Origin of the sequence: Cryobacterium zhongshanensis, assembly GCF_022760445.1 — a bacterium.
Lineage (GTDB): Bacteria > Actinomycetota > Actinomycetes > Actinomycetales > Microbacteriaceae > Cryobacterium > Cryobacterium algoricola.
Map to the genome: position 1 here is coordinate 236879 of NZ_JALGAR010000001.1, position 18695 is coordinate 255573.

Annotated in this window: 14 protein-coding genes, 1 tRNA gene and 1 other RNA gene; 14 read left to right on the forward strand and 2 right to left on the reverse strand. The window is 69.5% G+C overall.

All coding sequences use genetic code 11. The features are described 5' to 3' along the window. Positions 1–5 precede the first annotated feature (5 nt). The 9 genes from mmsB (at position 6) to MQH31_RS01130 (ending at position 12312) form a co-directional block, all read left to right on the forward strand. Positions 6–1193, forward strand: a complete 1188-nt coding sequence (mmsB, locus tag MQH31_RS01090) for a multiple monosaccharide ABC transporter permease (protein ID WP_134534270.1) — start codon at positions 6–8, stop codon at positions 1191–1193. Positions 1194–1247: 54 nt separating this feature from the next. Further along, positions 1248–2426, forward strand: coding sequence for an ROK family transcriptional regulator (locus MQH31_RS01095; protein ID WP_134534268.1), 1179 nt, complete (start codon positions 1248–1250; stop codon positions 2424–2426). A 226-nt stretch (positions 2427–2652) separates the two neighbouring features. Then, positions 2653–3912: a multidrug effflux MFS transporter gene (locus tag MQH31_RS01100; protein WP_243010617.1), complete on the forward strand. Its 1260-nt coding sequence runs from the start codon at positions 2653–2655 to the stop codon at positions 3910–3912. A 146-nt stretch (positions 3913–4058) separates the two neighbouring features. Next, positions 4059–5336, forward strand: a complete 1278-nt coding sequence (locus tag MQH31_RS01105) for a multidrug effflux MFS transporter (protein ID WP_243010618.1) — start codon at positions 4059–4061, stop codon at positions 5334–5336. A 160-nt stretch (positions 5337–5496) separates the two neighbouring features. Next, on the forward strand, positions 5497–6270 hold the full coding sequence (locus MQH31_RS01110; protein WP_243010619.1) for a phosphatase PAP2 family protein: 774 nt from the start codon (positions 5497–5499) through the stop codon (positions 6268–6270). A 129-nt stretch (positions 6271–6399) separates the two neighbouring features. After that, positions 6400–7701 (forward strand): saccharopine dehydrogenase family protein, encoded by a 1302-nt coding sequence (locus tag MQH31_RS01115; RefSeq protein WP_243010620.1) that lies wholly within the window; start codon positions 6400–6402, stop codon positions 7699–7701. Continuing rightward, positions 7698–9119 carry an NAD(P)/FAD-dependent oxidoreductase gene (locus tag MQH31_RS01120; protein WP_243010621.1) on the forward strand — a complete coding sequence of 474 codons (1422 nt, stop codon included), beginning with the start codon at positions 7698–7700 and terminating at the stop codon, positions 9117–9119. Before MQH31_RS01115 ends, MQH31_RS01120 begins: the two co-directional genes overlap by 4 nt. A gap of 158 nt (positions 9120–9277) precedes the next feature. Continuing rightward, positions 9278–10177, forward strand: a complete 900-nt coding sequence (locus MQH31_RS01125) for a hypothetical protein (protein WP_243010622.1) — start codon at positions 9278–9280, stop codon at positions 10175–10177. A 143-nt stretch (positions 10178–10320) separates the two neighbouring features. Further along, a complete protein-coding gene (locus MQH31_RS01130; protein ID WP_243010623.1) occupies positions 10321–12312 on the forward strand; it encodes a helicase HerA-like domain-containing protein in 1992 nt (663 codons plus the stop codon). Positions 12313–12649: 337 nt separating this feature from the next. On the opposite strand, the gene MQH31_RS01135 is transcribed toward MQH31_RS01130, so the two are convergent. Continuing rightward, positions 12650–13207 (reverse strand): hypothetical protein, encoded by a 558-nt coding sequence (locus tag MQH31_RS01135; protein WP_243010624.1) that lies wholly within the window; start codon positions 13205–13207, stop codon positions 12650–12652. A 166-nt stretch (positions 13208–13373) separates the two neighbouring features. On the opposite strand from MQH31_RS01135, the gene MQH31_RS01140 reads away from it, so the two are divergent. The 3 genes from MQH31_RS01140 to MQH31_RS01150 are packed head-to-tail and all read left to right on the forward strand — an operon-like array spanning position 13374 to position 15720. Further along, entirely contained in the window at positions 13374–14741 is a 1368-nt protein-coding gene (locus MQH31_RS01140; RefSeq protein ID WP_243010625.1) for a TrkH family potassium uptake protein, read from the forward strand. Positions 14742–14775: 34 nt separating this feature from the next. Then, entirely contained in the window at positions 14776–15432 is a 657-nt protein-coding gene (locus tag MQH31_RS01145; protein WP_243010626.1) for a potassium channel family protein, read from the forward strand. A 36-nt stretch (positions 15433–15468) separates the two neighbouring features. Beyond that, positions 15469–15720 carry a putative acetyltransferase gene (locus MQH31_RS01150; RefSeq protein ID WP_134534254.1) on the forward strand — a complete coding sequence of 84 codons (252 nt, stop codon included), beginning with the start codon at positions 15469–15471 and terminating at the stop codon, positions 15718–15720. An 11-nt stretch (positions 15721–15731) separates the two neighbouring features. Here MQH31_RS01150 and MQH31_RS01155 read toward each other — a convergent pair. Then, positions 15732–15819: transfer RNA gene (locus MQH31_RS01155), tRNA-Ser, on the reverse strand. Between the two features lie 120 nt (positions 15820–15939). Between MQH31_RS01155 and ffs the strand changes: the two genes are divergently transcribed. Together ffs and MQH31_RS01165 are read left to right on the forward strand one after the other, a co-directional pair. Then, positions 15940–16036, forward strand: an RNA gene (gene ffs, locus MQH31_RS01160) — signal recognition particle sRNA small type. Between the two features lie 190 nt (positions 16037–16226). Then, positions 16227–18695 (forward strand): phosphoketolase family protein, encoded by a 2469-nt coding sequence (locus MQH31_RS01165; protein WP_134534252.1) that lies wholly within the window; start codon positions 16227–16229, stop codon positions 18693–18695.

The window sequence follows — 18695 nt, forward strand, 5'->3', positions numbered from 1 at the left end:
CCGCAATGACCACCACCACCCCAGCCAAGCGCAAGCCCCGGCTGGCCATCAATTTCCGCCAGTACGGCATCCTCGCCGCGCTCGTCGTCATCATCGTTCTGTTCGAAGTGCTCACGAAGGGCCGGCTGCTGCTGCCAGGCAACGTGAACAACCTGATCCAGCAGAACGCCTACGTGCTGATCCTCGCGATCGGCATGGTCGTCGTCATCATCGCCGGCCACATCGACCTCTCGGTCGGCTCGGTCGTCGCCATGGTCGGCGCGGTTTCGGCCATCGCGACGAACCAATGGGGCTTCCCCTGGTGGGCGGCCGTGCTGCTCGCCCTCGTCGTGGGTGCGGTCGTGGGCGCCTGGCAGGGCTTCTGGATCGCCTTCGTCGGCATCCCCGCCTTCATCGTGACCCTCGCCGGCATGCTGATCTTCCGCGGTCTCACCCTCGTGCTGCTGACCGGAGGCACGATCAGCGGGCTGCCGGACTCCTTCACGGCGATCGGCGCCGGCTGGCTCCCGGGAATCCTGGGTGAACTCGGCGGACGGGACACCCTGACTCTCGCCCTCGGCGCCGTCACGTGCATCGCCCTCGTCGCGCAGCAGTTGCGCACCCGTGCGACCCTGCGCCGCCTCGAGCTGCCCATGGAGTCCATCGTGCAGATGGCCGTCAAGTCCGGCATCGCCGTCATCGCGATCATGTGGCTGTCCTGGCTCCTCTCCGGCTACCGCGGCACCCCGATCATCCTGATCGTCCTCGCCGTCCTGATCCTCGGCTACACGTTCCTGTTGAACCAGACCGTCTTCGGCCGTCACGTCTACGCGATCGGCGGCAACCTCTTCGCCGCCATGATGAGCGGCGTGAAGACCAAGTGGGTCAACTTCTACGTCTTCGTCAACATGGGGGTGCTCGCGGGGCTCGCCGGAGTGGACAGCACGGCACGCGCAGGCGGCGCCGTGGCATCGGCGGGCCAGAACTACGAACTGGACGCCATCGCCGCGGTCTTCATCGGTGGCGCGGCGGTGCAGGGCGGCGTCGGAACCGTCGTCGGCGCGATCGTCGGTGGCCTCGTGATGGGCGTCCTGAACATGGGACTGTCGATCCTCTCGGTGGATGCCGCGTGGCAGATGGCCATCAAGGGCCTCGTCCTCCTGCTCGCGGTCGCCTTCGACATCTTCAACAAGCGGCGCAGCGGCGGACGCTGACCCCCGGGCGCGGGCGGTAGCCTTGTGCAACACGCGCGGACCGAGGAGTACCAAGTGCAGGGCAACAACCACGACGACATTCGTCGGCACAACCTGTCGGTCATCCTCCGCCTCGTCCATCGCAACGGGCCCACCTCCCGCGCCCAGCTGACCCGCCTCACGGGGCTGAACCGGTCGACCATCGCCGCCCTCGTCGGCGAGCTCGCCCAGCTCGGCCTCGCGGGGGAGCGCGACCCGGACTCGACGAACCAGGTCGGACGGCCGAGTCCCATCGTGCACGTGGCCGCGGCGGTCGTCGCCCTCGCCGTGAATCCCGAGATCGATGCGGTCACGATCGGGATCGTGGGCCTCGACGGAACCGTGCACCGGCGCATCCGCTACCCGACCGAGCACACCCCGAGCCCGACAGAGGCCGTCAACATCGCCGCAGCCGTCATCGACGGGATGCGGGGCGAGCTCGAGGCCCGGTTCCGCGTCGTCGGCATCGGCATCGCCGTCCCGGGCCTCGTGCGCGCCCACGACGGGCTCGTCCGGCTCGCCCCGCACCTCGGCTGGGTCGACGAACCGCTCACCGAGATGCTCGAGCAGGCCACCGGTTTCCCCGTCGTGGCCGCGAACGACGCGAGCCTCGGTGCCCTCGCCGAACGCTACTTCGGTGCGGGCAGGGGCATCACCGACCTGATCTACCTGAACGGCGGGGCGAGCGGCATCGGGGGCGGCATGATTGTCGGCGGACTGCCCGTCGGCGGCGTCGCCGGCTACGCGGGCGAATTCGGCCACACCCGCGTGAGCGGAAGCGACCGCGTCGACTCCGCGGGGATCGCCGGCACGCTCGAGGCCGAGGTGAGCCGGGAAGAACTGCTCGCGGTGCTCGGGCTCTCCGGCTCCGGCGCGGACGCCGACGAACTCGAACGCGCCTTGCTCGCGACGGAGTCCGCCGAGGTCCAGGCCGAGGTGCACCGCCAGCTCGATTTCCTCGCCGTCGCGCTCGGCGGAGCGATCAACATCCTCAACCCGCAGCTCGTCGTGCTCGGCGGCTTCCTCGGTGCGCTCTTCAACGCGGACCCCGAACGCCTCCGCGCCGCCGTCGGCGCCTGGTCGCTGCCCTCCTCCTTCGGCAGCGTGCGGATCAGCGCGGCGGAACTCGGATCGAACCTGCTGATGATCGGGGCTGCCGAGCTCGCCTTCGAGGGGATCCTCGCCGACCCGAACGGGTTCGGCACCTCCGACTGATCCGTTCGGCGTGTCGCCCGGCCGATCTCGGGCCTGCGGGAATAGCCGGCAGGGCGCCGGCCTTGGCACCAGTGGGTCGGAGTGTCTTTCGTCGTGTGCACCCGGGCACGCGACGGGCGCGGTGACGGCCCGGCTGCGCCCAGCATCCGCATCAGCCCCCAGCATCAGCCCCCAGCATCAGCCCCCAGCATCAGCCCCCAGTACACAGAGTGAGGACTCGTACGCCGTGAGCACCGCCACCGCCCCCATTTCCGTCGTCCGGCATCCGGGAGATGCCCTGACCCGGCCGCAGCGCCTGGTCTATGTGCTCGTGCTCGGAGCCCTCACCGCACTCGGCCCGTTCACCATCGACCTCTACCTGCCCGCGTTCCCCACCCTCGAGAGCGAACTCGGCGTCTCCGCCGCGGCCATCCAGCTCACCCTGACCGGAACCATGATCGGCTTCGGCTTCGGCCAGCTCGTCGTCGGGCCGTGGAGCGACCGGGTCGGACGCCGCCTGCCCTTGCTCCTCGCGACCGGCTTCCATATCCTCGCGAGCGTCGGCGCCGCGCTGTCCCAGGACATCGTCTGGCTCGGCGTCTTCCGGGTGTTGATGGGCTTCGGTGCGGCGGCGGGAGCGGTCGTCGCCCTCGCGATGGTGCGCGACCTCTTCGGCGGCAAGCCGCTCGTGCGGATGCTGTCCCGGCTCGCCCTGGTCAGTGGGCTCGCCCCCGTGCTCGCCCCGGTGATCGGGTCGCAGCTCCTCCTCGTGATGAGCTGGCGCGGCATCTTCTGGGTGCTCGCCGGCTACGGGATCGTCGTCGTCGTCGCGGTCGCGTTCCTGATCGTCGAGACCCTGCCCGCGCGGGACCGCCACGCCTCCGGGCACAGCACGCTCGCCCAGCGCTACAAGGCCGTGCTCGGCGACCGCACCTTCGTCGGGGTCGCGATCATCGGCGCGATGACCTTCACCGGGCTGTTCTCCTACCTCTCGGCGTCGCCCTTTCTGTTCCAGCAGGTGTATTCCTTCAGCCCGCAGCAGTACGGCGTGCTGTTCGCGGTGAACTCGCTCGGCATCGTCGCGGGCGTGCAGCTGTCCTCGGCGCTGATGCACCGCTTCAACGTCGCCCCGCAGTGGATCATCGCGGTGTCGACGCTCGTGCTGCTCACCGCGGCGACGGCGATCCTCGTGCTCGACCGGGCGGGCGCCGGCCTCTGGGGCACCCTCGTCCCGCTCTGGGTCTTCATCGCCGCCTGCGGGTTCACGTTCCCCTCCGTGCAGGTCATCGCGCTGAACGCCCACGGGCACGAGGCAGGAACCGCCGCATCCCTGCTCGGAGCGGCCAACTTCGGAGTCGCCGGCCTGATCTCCCCGATCGTCGGGCTGCTCGGCGTGGGCACCGCCGTGCCGATGTCGGCGGTGATGGGCGTGACGGCCGTCGTCTCGATCGTCGTGCTGTGGACCCTCGTGCGGCCACGGTCGCTCGGGACGCTCGACGCGGCCTGAGCCGCTGGGGTCGGTCGGGCCGACCCGGTGCGGGCGAGACGTAGGCTTGACGCAGGTGCGACCTGGCACCCTGGGGACTTTCGACGCAGCCGGACCCGGCCTGCGGCATCCTGACTCGCGGGAAAGCAACCAGAGGAGCACCCGCCGTGACCACCGAATCCCTGACCGTGATCACCGCGGCAGACCTGCGGGCGACCGGGAGGCACCCGGGTGATGCGCTGTCCCGCGGGCAACGGCTCGTCTACGTGCTCATTCTCGGGGCGCTCACGGCACTCGGCCCGTTCACGATCGACCTCTACCTCCCCGCGTTCCCGACCCTGCAGAGTGAGCTCGGAGTCTCGGCGGCCGCCATCCAGCTGACTCTGACCGGCACCATGGTCGGGTTCGGGCTCGGCCAGCTCATCGTCGGGCCGTGGAGCGACACGGTCGGCCGGCGCCTGCCGCTCATGCTCGCGGCCGGCTTCCACATTGTCAGCAGCATCGGTGCCGCGCTCTCGCCCGACATCGTCTGGCTCGGTGTCTTCCGGGTGCTGATGGGCTTCGGTGCCGCGGCGGGCGTCGTCGTCGCCCTCGCCATGGTGCGGGACCTGTTCGGCGGCAAGCCGCTCGTGCGGATGCTGTCCCGACTGGCCCTGATCAGCGGGCTCGCGCCGGTGGTCGCGCCCGTTCTCGGCTCGCAGCTGCTGCTCGTGATGAACTGGCGCGGCATCTTCATCGTCCTCGCCGGGTATGGCGCGGTCGTGATCGCCGCGGTCGCCATCTGGATCGTCGAGACGCGGCCGGTGCACGAGCGCCACCACGCGGGGCACAGCACCCTCGGTCAGCGGTACCGGGCTGTGCTCGGCGACCGCACCTTCGTCGGCGTCGCGGTCGTCGGGGCGATGACCTTCACCGGGCTGTTCTCCTACCTGTCGGCGTCGTCGTTCCTCTTCCAGCAGGTCTACGCATTCACGCCGCAGCAGTACGGCGCGCTGTTCGCGGTCAACTCCCTCGGCATCGTCGTCGGGGTGCAGACCAGCTCCCGGCTGATGCACCGCCACAACGTCGCCCCGCAGTGGATCCTGGCCTGCTCGACCGCCGCGCTCGCCGTGTTCGCGACCCTGATGCTCGTGCTCGGCCTCGTCGACGCCGGGCTCTGGGGCGTGATCGTTCCGCTCTGGTTCTTCATCGCCGCATGCGGCTTCACCTTCCCCTCCGTGCAGGTGATCGCGCTCAACGCGCATCCGCACGAGGCCGGCACGGCGGCGTCCCTCCTCGGGGCCGGAAACTACGGGCTCGCGGGCCTCGTCTCGCCCGTCGTCGGAATGCTCGGGGTCTCGACAGCGGTGCCGATGGCCGCGGTCATGCTCGGGACCGCGCTCGCCTCGGTGTGCTCCCTGTGGTTCGTGCTTCGGCCGCGCACGGTGCCGCGCCTCACCCACTGAGCGCGCGCGCCCTTCCCCGCGCCCGCCGGCCGCCGTTCCCCGCGCGCCGGTTGCCGAACGGTTGCCGATACGGACAAGAGTGGCCGGCGCACCGGGAACACGTGTCCGTAGTGGCAACCGTTACGGCGAGGGCACAGGATCATCCGCCTAACATGGCCTGATGGACGATGACAGCGCCCGCATACCCGAGCCAGACCCTGCACTCGAGCCAGACAGTGCAGCCGAGCCAGACCGCGCGCCCGCCGTCGCCCCGGAAACCGCGGCTGCCCCGGCTGCCCGCCGCATCGCCCGGCGCTGGCCTCTCCTCAGCGGTCTGGTCGCTGTGCTCCTCGCCGCGGGCCTCGGCGCCCTGATCGTCTTTCGCGACAACGGGAACCCGCTCGGCATCGACACCGAGTGGATGGGCGAGATCATCGAGCACCGGGCGCCGATCTGGGAGTACGCCTCGCTTGTGATGAACTTCCTCGGTGCGGGAATCGCTGGGGTCGTGATCATCCCGGTCCTGATCCTGGTGGGACTGCTCCTACTGAAACGTCCCTGGGCGGCGGGCTACTTCCTGGTGGCAACGCTGGTCAGTTCGGGACTCGTGCAACTCCTCAAGAACCTGTTCGGCCGCGCCCGCCCACAGGACATGCTGGTCACGAGCGATTTCGGCTCATTCCCTTCTGGGCATGTAGCGAACGCGGCGACGATGGTCGTCTGCCTCGCCCTGATCTTCCCGAAGGTGTGGGTCTGGGTGACCGGCACGATCTGGGTCGTCGTAATGATGGTCAGCCGCACCTACCTCGGCGCGCACTGGCTCACCGACACCATCGGCGGCCTGCTGCTCGGCATCGGAGTCGCCGTGCTGCTCTGGGCGCCCGTCGCCGCGAAACTCGACGGTGAGCGCCGGCTCGCCCACCGGCATCCGCCCGTTGCGGCCCCCGCGCCCTGACCGATTCGACGGTTGTGCCGAGGCGTGTGCCGTTGGGACGGCTGTTCCGGTCTGTTCTGAGCACAATTTCCGTCGAATTGGTTCGGATGCGGGGCAGACAACGGCGGATGCGCGCGGTACCGTCGTCGAATGAGAATCCTCCTTGTCGGGGCGGGCGGCGTCGGAGACGCGTTCGCGAAGATCATCGCTCGCCGGTCGTTCTTCGAACGGGTGATCGTGAGCGACTACGACCTCGGACGTGCAGAACGGACGATCGCCGCCGTCGCCGCCAAGTACGGTGACGAGAGCGCGGCCCGGTTCACGGCCGCCCAGATCGATGCGGGGGATCCGGACCGGGTCGCATCCGTCGCCAGGGAGCACGGCGCGACCCATGTGATGAACGCGGTCGAGCCGAAGTTCGTGCCGAGCGTGTTCGCCGGGGCGCTCGCCGCCGGCTGCAACTACCTCGACATGGCCGCGAGCCTCTCCGAACCGCACCCGACCGACCCGTACCACGAGACCGGCGTCAAGCTCGGCGACGACCAGTTCGCGCTCGCCGCCGACTGGGAGACCGCCGGGCGGCTCGCCCTCGTCGGGATGGGAGTCGAGCCGGGGCTGTCGGACGTGTTCGCCCGGTACGCCGCCGACCACCTGTTCAGTGAGATCGACGAGCTCGGCACCCGCGACGGCGCGAACCTCGTGGTGCGCGACGAATCCGGCGCCGAGATCTTCGCGCCCTCGTTCAGCATCTGGACGACGATCGAGGAGTGCCTGAACCCGCCGGTCATCTTCGAGAAGGACCGCGGCTGGTTCACGACCGAGCCGTTCAGCGAACCGGAGATCTTCGACTTCCCCGAGGGGATCGGCCCGGTCGAGTGCGTCAACGTCGAGCACGAAGAGGTACTGCTGATGCCGCGCTGGCTCGACGCGAAGCGGGTCACCTTCAAGTACGGGCTCGGCGAGGAGTTCATCGGCGTGCTCCAGACCCTGCATCGTCTCGGCCTCGACAGTGTGACGCCGGTGCGGGTGCGCAGCGAGTCCGGGCCCGTCTGGGTCGCGCCCCGCGACGTCGTCGCGGCGAGCCTGCCGGACCCGGCCACGATCGGCCCGCGGATGACCGGGAAGACCTGCGCCGGGGTCTGGGTCACAGGCACCGGTCTCGACGGGGCTCCGCGTGAGGTGTATCTGTACCACGTGAGCGACAACGAGTGGACGATGCGCGAGTACGACGCCCAGTGCGTGGTCTGGCAGACCGCCCTCAACCCGGTGATCGCCCTCGAACTGCTCGCGACCGGCGCCTGGACCGGTCTCGGCGTGCTCGGGCCCGAGGCGTTCGACGCGAAACCGTTCCTCGACCTGATGAGCGCGAGCGAGGCATCCGGTGGGTACGGTGAGCCCTGGGGGATGGAAGACCGGCTGGTGCGGCCCGCTTCCGCGGCCGACCCGGCATGATCAACGGCGAGGTCTCGTTCTGGTGGAACCAGCTCGGCCGCCCGGCCCAGCGTCCGCCGCTGCCCGGGCCGACACGGGCGGATGTCTGCATCGTCGGCGCCGGCTATACCGGCCTCTGGACCGCCTACTACCTGAAGAAGGCCGCGCCCGGCCTGCGCATCGTGATCCTTGAGCAGCGTTTTGCCGGCTACGGCGCCTCCGGGCGGAACGGCGGCTGGCTGACGAACTCGATCACCGGTGGCCGCGAGCAGTACGTTCGGTCGCACGGGCGTGACGCGGCGGCCCGCTTCCAGGTCGCGATGAACGACACCGTCGACGAGGTGATCCGGGTCGCCGCCGCCGAGGGCATCGACGCCGACATCGTCAAGGGCGGCGAGTTCACGGTCGCGTGCGACGTGCCCCAGCAGCGGCGACTCGAGGCGAGCGCCCGGTCCGAACGGGAGTGGGCGGAAACGGATGTCGAACTCCTCTCCGCCGCGGAGGCATCCGCCCGCGTGAACGTCGTCGGAGCCACGGGAGCGATGTGGCACCCGCATTGCGCGCGGATTCACCCGGCGAAACTCGCCGCCGGACTCGCCCGGGTCGTCGAGGCGCTCGGCGTCGAGATCTACGAGGACACCACGGTGACGGAGATCACCCCGCACCGCGCGGTCACGGGGCGCGGGATCGTCGCCGCGGACGTCGTCGTACGGGCGACCGAGGGCTTCACCGCGGGCCTGCGCGGCCTGCACCGGGCCTGGCTGCCGATGAACTCGTCACTGATCGCCACGGCGCCGCTCGCGCCCGCGGTCTGGGAGAGCATCGGCTGGGACGGCCGCGAGACCCTCGGCGACATGGCGCACGCCTACATGTACGCGCAGCGCACCGCCGACGACCGGATCGCGATCGGCGGCCGCGGGGTGCCCTACCGCTTCGGGTCGAAGACCGACTCCGACGGGCACACCCCGGCCGGCACGGTCGACGCGTTGCGCGGCATCCTGAACCGGTTCTTCCCCGCGACGACGGGGGTGACGATCGACCACGCCTGGTCCGGGGTGCTCGGGGTCCCGCGGGACTGGGCCGCGACGGTCGGCCTCGACCCGGCGACGGGGCTCGCCTGGGCGGGCGGCTACGTCGGAACCGGGGTCGCGACTACGAACCTGGCCGGCCGCACCCTGACCGAGCTGATCCTTGCGCGCGTCGCCGGGGGTACGGATGCGAGCAGGGTTTCGGCTGCCGCTTCGGCTGGCGGGCTCAGCGAGCTGCCCTGGGTCAACCACCGGGTGCGCAACTGGGAGCCCGAACCGCTGCGCTGGCTCGCGGTGACCGGCCTGTACCGGGCGTATGGGATCGCCGACCGCGCCGAGCACGGCGGCCGCCGCACGACGACGTCGCCGCTCGCGACGATCGCCGACCGCGTCTCGGGTCGCGGCCACTGAACTGATTCGACGGAGGTTCTTAAGTTTCGGACACGTGGGAGCGCGGATGAATCGGTTCAGAACCGAAAATCTCCGTCGAATTGGTGAGGGCCGGCGGGCCCCCGCTGGTCGACGGATGTCGTGGGTCGAGCCGGCCACGAATGTGGTCTACTCGAGGCATGAACGTTCTGCCCCCGTCACACGGCGTTGATAGTGCGGCCGAGACCCTCGTGGCCGCGTACCGGGTCGCGCTCGCCGCTGCGGACGCGGCCGTGGTCAGTGTGCGCGCGGCCCGCCCCGAAGACCTCCCCGCCGTCGTCGCGCTCTTCGAGCGCACCTGGGGTGCCGGCCGCAGCCCGGATGCCTCCCTCCTGCGCGCCCTCGACCACGCCGGCAACACGGTGCTCGTCGCGACGAGCGACGCCGATACTGCCGCTGCCGCCGCTCCGAGCGACGGTGCCGCCGGTGCTGCGGTGGCGGGAGCGGAACCCGCGTTCGTCGGGGCCGCACTCGGCTTCCTCGGCTGGGCCGGCGGCATCCACCTGCACTCGCACATGACGGCCGTCGCACCGGGCCTGCGCGGCGGTGGGGTCGGCTATGCGCTCAAGCTCTTCCAGCGCGCGGTCTGCCTCGAGCACGGCGTCGACGAGATGCGCTGGACCTTCGACCCGCTGATCCGCCGCAACGCGCACTTCAACCTCGTGAAACTCGGCGTGGAAGTGACCGACTTCCACCCGGACTTCTACGGGCGGCTCGACGACGCGATCAGCGGCAGCGACCGCAGCGACCGGTTCGAGGTGCGCTGGCGCCTCGACTCGCCCCGGACGCTGGCGGCGCTCGCCGGTTCGGACCGCCCGCAGTGGGGCGCCGCCGAACCGACCCGCGATGGGCTGCCCGCCCCCGAGCCCCTGGGGCTCAACCCTGACTTCGAGCGCCTCCGCACCGAGCACCCGGATGCCGCGGCCCGGCAGCGCGCCGACTCGCGGGTCGCATTCGCCGCGGCATTCTCCCGCGGCCTCCGGCCCGAACTCGCCGGCGACTCCTGGGTCTTCACCTCCCGCCCCGCAGACCCCGCCTGACCGCCTCCCCCGCCACTTGGTGTGCGCGTGTGTCCCGCGAGAGTGCACTTTTGGCCCTTAAATCCGCGGCTTAAGGGCCAAAAGTGCGCTCTCGCGGACAGGATTTGGGCGCGCGGATCGCGCGGCGGGGCTAGGATCGCGCCATGAATTCGAGCGATGCTGCCGATCAGTTGTCCGAGCTTCAGGCCGCGGCCGAGGCAGCCGTCGCCGCGGCACGCCAGGCGCAGGCCGATGCCGAAGCCGCCCTCGCGCGGGTGCAGGCTGCGGCCGTCCAGGCTCAGGCGGATGCCGCCACAGCGGCCGCGCGTAGGGAGTCCGACCCTGCGGCACCGCCACCCGCATCCGCGGCAGCCGTACCTGCGGCCGCACCCGCGGGCGCACCCGCGGTACCGGCCGAACGGTCGGCATCCGAGGTGCCGGCAGCGCCTCACGCCGCATCCGCAGCAGCCGCAGCGGCGACAGCAGCGGCACCGCTCACCGCGGCAGAGGTCGACGTGATTCGGGCCGGGTACGCCTTCAGCGGCCCGGCCCTCGAGATGGGCGCCCTCGTCAACGGCGACGCGCTCGCCGACGTGCCGATCCGGATCCCGCTCGCGATGACCAACCGGCACGGCCTCGTCGCCGGCGCGACCGGCACCGGGAAGACCCGCACCCTGCAGGTGCTCGCCGAGCAGCTCTCCGCGCACGGCGTGTCCGTGTTCGCCGCCGATATCAAGGGCGACCTGTCCGGCGTCGCGACCGCCGGCGTGCCGAACGACAAGCTGCTCGCCCGCACCCGCGGCATCGGGCAGGACTGGACCGGCCAGGCCGCCCCGACCGAGTACTTCTCCCTCGGCGGCACCGGCCGCGGTGTGCCGGTGCGCGCGACCGTCGCCGGCTTCGGTCCGCTGCTCCTGAGCAAGGTCCTCGGCCTCAACGACACCCAGGAATCCAGCCTCGGCCTCGTCTTCCACTACGCCGACCAGGCCGGCCTTCCGCTGCTCGACCTCACCGACCTGCGCGCGGTGCTGAGCTTCCTGACCAGCCCGGCGGGCAAAGCCGAACTCGCCGGTCTCGGCGGCCTGTCCCCGGCGACCGTCGGCGTGATCCTCCGCGAACTGATCACCTTCGCCGACCAGGGCGCCGACGTGTTCTTCGGCGAGCCCGAGATCGACACCCGCGAATTCCTCCGCACCGCACCCGACGGCCGCGGCGTGATCAGCCTGCTCGAGGTGCCCGGGGTGCAGGACCAGCCCGCGCTGTTCTCCACCTTCCTGATGTGGCTCCTCGCCGACCTCTACAACGACCTGCCCGAAGTCGGCGATCTCGACAAGCCCAAGCTCGTGTTCTTCTTCGACGAGGCGCACCTGCTCTTCGCGAACGCCTCCCAGGATTTCCTGGCCTCGATCACCCAGACCGTGCGGCTCATCCGCTCGAAGGGTGTCGGCATCTTCTTCGTCACGCAGACGCCCAAGGACGTGCCCGGCGACGTGCTCGCCCAGCTCGGCTCACGCGTGCAGCATCAGCTGCGGGCCTTCACCCCGGATGACGCCAAGTCGTTGCGAGCGACCGTCTCGACGTACCCGAACTCCGGTTATGACCTCGAGGAGGTGCTCACCGGGCTCGGAACCGGAGAGGCGATCGTGACCGTGATGAACGAGAAGGGCGCCCCGAGCCCCGTCGCCTGGACGAGGCTGCGCGCACCGCAAGGGTCGATGTCGCCGACACCGGATGCCGCGATCGAGTCGGCCGTCGCGGCGTCGCCGCTCCTGGCGACGTACGGGGCCACGATCGACCGGGAATCGGCGCGGGAGATCCTCGCGACCAAGCTCGAGGCGGCGAACCGGGCAGCGGCCGAGCAGCAGGCGAGTGAGCAGGCGGCGCTCGACGCGGCGGAGGAAGCCGCGGAGCGCGAGAAGGCCGAGAAGGCCGCCGTCGCCCAGCAGGCGAAGGACAGGCGGGCCGCCGAGCAGGCCGAACGGAAGGCGCAGGCCGAGTACGACCGGCTGATGCGGCAGACCGCGGGGCCTGCGCGCACCCGCACGAGCGCGAAACCGCAGAAGAGCGTGCTCGAGGAGGTGCTCGGGTCGTCGGTGACGAAGTCCATCCTGACCGGCGTCGTGGCCGGCATCTTCGGAACCCGGCGCCGGCGCTGAGCCGCGCCCCGGCATTCGCTCGCCCGCGCCGTCTCGCGCCCGCGCCCGCGCCGGTTTCGGCAGCCCGCGCCTGCCGTTTCGGGTGCGGTGTGCGCAAACGGGCGCGGCGGTGGGTGGTGCGGTGTTCGCGGGGATGCTCGCGCCGGTTTCGGCGGGCCGCTCGCGCTCGCGCCGGTTTCGGCAGGCCGCGCCGGGTTGTGCTGGCGGCCGCGCCGGTTTCGGCAGCCCGCGTCTGCCGTTTCGGGTGCGGTGTGCGCAAACGGGCGCGGCGGTGGGTGGTGCGGCGTTCGCGCGCGAGGAGCCGCAGCGTCCCGAGGTCGTGCGCCCCGGCATCCGCTCAGTCGGTGTGGGAGGTGAAGCGGCGCTCGAACCAGTAGAGCAGCTCGGGGCGGGACCGGTTCAGGTCCTGCAGCGTCATCGGCTCGGCGACCCGCACGATCGGCGCGTCGAGCTGCTCGACGATCGTCTCCATCGCCCCGCGCGAATAGAACTGGCCGCGCATCCGCAGCAGCAGCCGGCCGTCGAGTCCGGTGACGAACAGCTGCGGATGCGTGTCGAGCGCGCCGCTTTCGTAGAGGTCGAGGAGGACGATGGTTCCGATCTCGGACTTGTCGTAGCTCGTGACCCTGCCCAGGAAGCCGCGTTCGGTGACCCCGTCCCTGTCGACCCAGATCACGGTGCGGAAATAGGCGATCGCGGCGAGCAGGCAGATGGCGAAGAGGATGATCTGGCCGATCAAGACCGGCCGCCAGGAATCGGTCGGGATCGTGAGCCAGTAGAGAACGGCGGACACCGGAGCGACGAGGGCCAGCACGGACAGGCCGGACTGCCGGAGCAACCGGCCGTGCGGTCTCAACGCGTGCGCCCGAACGAGCGGTCCCCCAGTGACTTTCACCTTAAGCGTCCCCCTAGCCGGTGTATCCAGATTATCGCCAATGGGGGACGTACCCGGTAGCCACCTTAACGGGGACACCGCGTCGCACCTCCCGGAAACCCTCCCAACTTCATCCAGGTAGTCCGGAGCCCTCGTCGAAGTGGATTGGTATCCGTAGAGTGGGCTCGTGCCAGACTCTCCCCGCGCGCGGCGCAGCGCGCAGCCATCGAGATTCCGGGCGCACCCTGCCCAGGTGGGCGTCGCGGCCTTCGCCCTGACGATTGCGATCGGAACGGTGCTGCTGATGCTGCCGGTCGCCAGGGTCGGTCCCGGTGGGTCCACCCTGCTCGAGGCCCTGTTCACGGCAACGAGCGCCGTCTGCGTTACCGGGCTCGTCGTGGTCGATACGGCCACGCACTGGACGCCCTTCGGCCAGGTCGTCATCGTCCTGCTGATCCAGGTCGGTGGGCTCGGCATCATGACGTTCGCGTCCGTGGTCGGACTCTCGGTGCTGCGCAAGATGAGTCTCCGCTCCCGGATCACCGCGGCTGCCGAGAGCGGAAGTGTCGGACTCGAGAACGTGCGGGGTCTCCTGCTCGGCATCGTGACGACATCCGTGGTCATCGAGGTCTGCGTCGGCGCCCTGTTGAGCGCGAGGTTCGTGTTCGGGTACGGAGAGCCCCTGGGACGCGCCGTGTGGCTCGGGCTCTTCCATGCGGTCTCCGCCTTCAACAACGCGGGATTCGCCCTGTTCAGCGACAGCCTGATGTCCTATGCCACCGATCCATGGATCTCGCTGCCGATCGCGGCGGCGGTCATCCTCGGCAGCCTCGGCTTCCCGGTGCTCGTCCAGCTGCGGCGGTTCCCGCGCCTGCCGCGCAAGTGGGTGATGAACACCCGGATCGTGCTGGCCGCCACCGTTGTTCTGCTCGTGGTCGGCACCGTGTACCTCACCGCCGTCGAGTGGTCGAACCCCGCGACACTCGGCCAGTTCGCGGGTCCCGACAAGGTGCTTGCCGGCTTCTTCCAATCCGCGCAGGCCCGGTCGGGCGGGTTCAACACCATCGACTGGGGCCAGATGGACTCGGCGAGCCTGCTCGGCACCGACGTGCTGATGCTGATCGGCGGGGGACCTGCGGGCACCGCGGGCGGCATCAAGGTGACGACCTTCGCCGTGCTCTTCTTCGTTCTCCTCGCCGAGATCCGGGGAGAAGGGGCAGTCAACGTCTTCGGCAAGCAACTCGCCAGGGCGGTGCAGCGCCAGGCCATCACAATCGTGCTGATCGCCGTCGCCCTGATCGCCGCATCCACGGTCGTTCTGATGCTGCTGACCGATTTCAGCCTCGATGTGCTGCTCTTCGAGGTCATCTCCGCCTTCGCGACGGTCGGCCTGTCGACCGGGATCACGGCGAGCCTGCCGGTCGGCGGCCAGGTCCTGCTGATGCTCCTGATGTTCATCGGCCGGCTCGGCCCCATTACGTTCGCCTCGGCCCTCGCGCTCCGGCAGCGCCCCGCGACCTTTGAATTACCGATAGAAAGGCCGATCATTGGCTAAATTCTCCCTATTCGGGCGTCGCTCGTCCTCCCGCATGACCCGGGAGGACGCCGTCGTCGTGATCGGCCTGGGCCGGTTCGGTAGTTCGCTCGCCCTCGAGCTTATGAAGAGCGGCACCGAGGTGCTCGGGATCGACGGCGACGCGGACATCGTGCAGGCGCACAACGGCCTGCTCACCCACGTCGTGCGCGCAGACTCGACGAAGGAGGAGACCCTCCGTCAGCTCGGCGTCGCCGACTTCAGCAGCGCGGTCGTCGCGATCGGCGGCGACATCCAGGCGAACATCCTCACGGCGTCGCTGCTGATCAAGCTCGGCATCGGAAACATCTGGGCGAAGGCGGTGAGCGAACCGCACGGCGCGATCCTCGATCAGCTCGGCGTGAGCCACGTGATCTATCCGGAGAAGGACATGGGCAAACGCGTCGCGCACCTTGTGCGCGGGGTGATGCAGGACTACCTCGAAATCGGCGAGAACTTCGCGATGGTCAAGATGGCGCCGCCGCAGGAGACCGTCGGCATCCCGCTCGCGAAGACCCGGGTGCGGCCCGTGCACGGGGTGACCGTGACCGCGTTCCTCCGTGACGGCGCCGGCTGGAACTACACGACCCTCGAGACCGTCCTCGAGGCGGACGACGTGATCCTCGTGGCCGGCGAGACCGAGCGGGTCGAGGCGTTCAGCCGGCTGCGCTGACGCGGGGCCCTGGTCGGCGCCGCGTAGGCTCGCCCTATGAGTAGTGCAGCAGCGGCCGCCGCCCGTTTTGTGACCGAGGCGGCGATCGGGACCCGCGTCGTCGTGCGCCGCACGATCGAGGGCGGGGTGACGGATGCCGTCGGCTACCTCCGCGCGTGCGGTCCGGTCGACTGCGTGGTCGAGACGAAACGCGGTCTCGTCACGATCGTGCTCGCCGAGATCGTGGCCGCGAAAGAGGTACCGCCGCCGCCGGCGCCGCGTGCGCCGCGGCATCCGTTCGCCGATTGACGAATCTTTATTGGCGGAGAATGGGGGATTCGAACCCCCGAGGGCTCTCACCCAACACGCTTTCCAAGCGTGCGCCATAGGCCACTAGGCGAATTCTCCTGGCCGGTCATTTCCCGAAGGTAACAACCTCGAAGAATCTTACCTGTTTCTGGAGGCACTTGAGAACGCGGTCTGCGGGGACCTGCTTTTGGCTCGGTGCGGCTTTGCGCGTAAACTGAGAGTGGCTCCTCGCGTGGCGCTATCTCGGCCAACTCCCCCAGGACGGAAACGTAGCAAGGGTAACTGGGCTCTGGTGGGTGCGCGGGGAGTTTTTTCATGCCCGCGCGGCCTCGAATCCCCCACTCCTCAGGGCACTCTGACGTCCTCGTCTGCCTTGGCGCGGGCACTCCGCGCAGTACTGCCTGCGCGCGCGTCGCATACTGTGCAAAATTCCGTGATAACGATTCCATATCTACTCATAGACTGGGCTATGCGCGGATCGCGCCCCGACAGTGCCGGAGGCACCCATGGTCAACACGTCCGATAAAACCTTCTTGTGGCCCACCCAGCAGCCACGTCCGCTGAGCGATGAAGCGCTCGCGAGCGTAGACGCCTGGTGGCGAGCCGCGAATTATCTTTCCGTGGGGCAGATCTACCTGCTCGACAACCCGTTATTGCGGGAGCCGCTGACCCGCGACCACATTAAGCCCCGCCTGCTCGGTCACTGGGGAACGACCCCCGGACTGAACTTCATTTATGCCCACCTGAACCGCGCGATCCAGGAACGCAAGATCAGCACCCTTTATGTCACCGGCCCCGGCCACGGTGGGCCCGGCATGGTCGCCAACGCCTACCTCGACGGCACATACACCGAGATCTACTCCGGAGTCGAGCAGAGCGAACGCGGGGTCAAGGCCCTGTTCCGCCAGTTCTCCTTCCCGGGCGGAATCCCGAGCCACGCGTCACCGGAGACCCCCGGTTCCATCCACGAGGGCGGCGAGCTCGGCTACGCGCTCAGCCACGCCTACGGCGCCGCGTTCGACAACCCCGACCTGCTCGTCGCCGCCGTCGTCGGAGACGGCGAGGCCGAGACCGGCCCGCTCGCCACCAGCTGGCACTCCAACAAGTTCGTCGACCCGCTCGTCGACGGCGTCGTGCTGCCGATCCTGCACCTCAACGGGTACAAGATCGCCAACCCGACCATCCTCGCCCGCATCCCCGAGGAGGAGCTCCTCGACCTGATGCGCGGGTACGGCCACAAGCCGTACATCGTCTCCGGCGGCTTCAACGAGGAAGACCCGCTCCTCGTGCACCAGCGCATGGCCGAGACCCTCGACGAGGTCCTCAACGAGATCGCCGACATCAAGGCCCGCGCCCTCGCCGGCGACACCGAGCGTCCGCGCTGGCCCATGATCATCCTGCGCACCCCCAAGGGCTGGACCTGCCCGACCATGATCGACGGCCTCAAGGTCGTCGACTCCTGGCGTTCGCACCAGGTGCCGCTCAGCAACGCCCGCGACACCGAGGCGCACACCCGTCTCCTCGAGGGCTGGCTCGCCTCGTACCACCCCGAAGAACTGTTCGACGAGTCCGGTGCCCCGGTCGCGAAGATCGCAGCGCTCGCCCCGGAGGGAAACCTGCGGATGAGCGCGAACCCCGTCTCCAACGGCGGACTGCTCCGCAAGGAGCTGCGCCTCCCCGACTTCCACGACTACGCCGTCGACGTTCCCTCCCCGGGCGCCACGACGGACGAGGCCACGAAGGTCCTCGGCACCTGGCTCGCGGATGTCATCCGGGACAACCCCGACAACTTCCGGATCTTCGGGCCGGATGAAACAGCATCCAACCGTCTCGCCCCCGCCGTGTTCGCGGCGACGGGAAAGACCTGGGACGCCGAGTACCACGAGGGCGACACCAACCTCGAACGCGCAGGCCGCATCATGGAGATGCTCAGCGAGCACCAGTGCCAGGGCTGGCTCGAGGGCTACCTGCTCACCGGCCGCCACGGCCTGTTCAACTGCTACGAGGCCTTCATCCACATCGTCGACTCGATGTTCAACCAGCACGCGAAGTGGCTCAAGGTCACCCGCGAGATCCCGTGGCGCCGCTCCATCTCGAGCCTCAACTACCTGCTCTCCTCGCACGTCTGGCGCCAGGACCACAACGGCTTCTCCCACCAGGACCCGGGCTTCATCGACCACGTCGTGAACAAGAGCGCGGATGTCGTGCGCGTCTACCTGCCCTTCGACGCGAACACGCTGCTCTCGATCTACGACCACTGCCTGCGCAGCGTCGACTACGTGAACGTCGTCGTCGCGGGCAAGCAGCCGGCTCCGAACTGGCTCACCATGGACCAGGCCGTCGCGCACTGCGACCGCGGCCTCGGCATCTTCGACTGGGCAGGCACGGAAATCGCCGGCACCGAACCGGATGTCGTCCTCGCCGCAGCCGGAGAGGTCCCGACCCTCGAGATCCTCGCCGCCGCCGCGATCCTGCGCGAAGCGATGCCCGACCTCAAGGTCCGCGTCGTCAACGTCGTCGACCTGATGCGCCTGCAGTCCGAGGCGGACCACCCGCACGGACTCAGCGACGCCGAGTTCGACGCCTACTTCACCGCGGACAAGCCCATCGTGTTCGCATACCACGGCTACCCGTGGCTGATCCACCGCCTGACCTACAAGCGCCACGGACACGGCAACCTGCACGCCCGCGGGTATAAGGAGAACGGCACGACGACGACCCCGTTCGACATGGTCATGCTCAACGACCTCGACCGGTACCACCTGGTCATGGACGTCATCGACCGCGTTCCCGGACTCGGGGCCCGCGCCGGCGTTCTCCGCCAGGAAATGCAGGATGCCCGCCTCCGTGCCCGCGATTACACGCGCGCATTCGGTGAGGACATCCCCGAGGTCACCGAGTGGGTCTGGGATGCGAACGGCATCGGCGCCACCCCGGTCGATGTGGGACTTTCAACGGGTGGGGATAACGTCTAA

What these genes read in the sequence shown, in the direction of transcription:
- mmsB (WP_134534270.1), top strand. Translation starts at nt 6, where the DNA reads ATGACCACCACCACCCCAGCCAAGCGCAAGCCCCGGCTGGCCATCAAT.
- MQH31_RS01110 (WP_243010619.1), top strand. Translation starts at nt 5,497, where the DNA reads ATGGACGATGACAGCGCCCGCATACCCGAGCCAGACCCTGCACTCGAG.
- MQH31_RS01115 (WP_243010620.1), top strand. Translation starts at nt 6,400, where the DNA reads ATGAGAATCCTCCTTGTCGGGGCGGGCGGCGTCGGAGACGCGTTCGCG.
- MQH31_RS01120 (WP_243010621.1), top strand. Translation starts at nt 7,698, where the DNA reads ATGATCAACGGCGAGGTCTCGTTCTGGTGGAACCAGCTCGGCCGCCCG.
- MQH31_RS01125 (WP_243010622.1), top strand. Translation starts at nt 9,278, where the DNA reads ATGAACGTTCTGCCCCCGTCACACGGCGTTGATAGTGCGGCCGAGACC.
- MQH31_RS01130 (WP_243010623.1), top strand. Translation starts at nt 10,321, where the DNA reads ATGAATTCGAGCGATGCTGCCGATCAGTTGTCCGAGCTTCAGGCCGCG.
- MQH31_RS01145 (WP_243010626.1), top strand. Translation starts at nt 14,776, where the DNA reads ATGACCCGGGAGGACGCCGTCGTCGTGATCGGCCTGGGCCGGTTCGGT.
- MQH31_RS01150 (WP_134534254.1), top strand. Translation starts at nt 15,469, where the DNA reads ATGAGTAGTGCAGCAGCGGCCGCCGCCCGTTTTGTGACCGAGGCGGCG.
- MQH31_RS01165 (WP_134534252.1), top strand. Translation starts at nt 16,227, where the DNA reads ATGGTCAACACGTCCGATAAAACCTTCTTGTGGCCCACCCAGCAGCCA.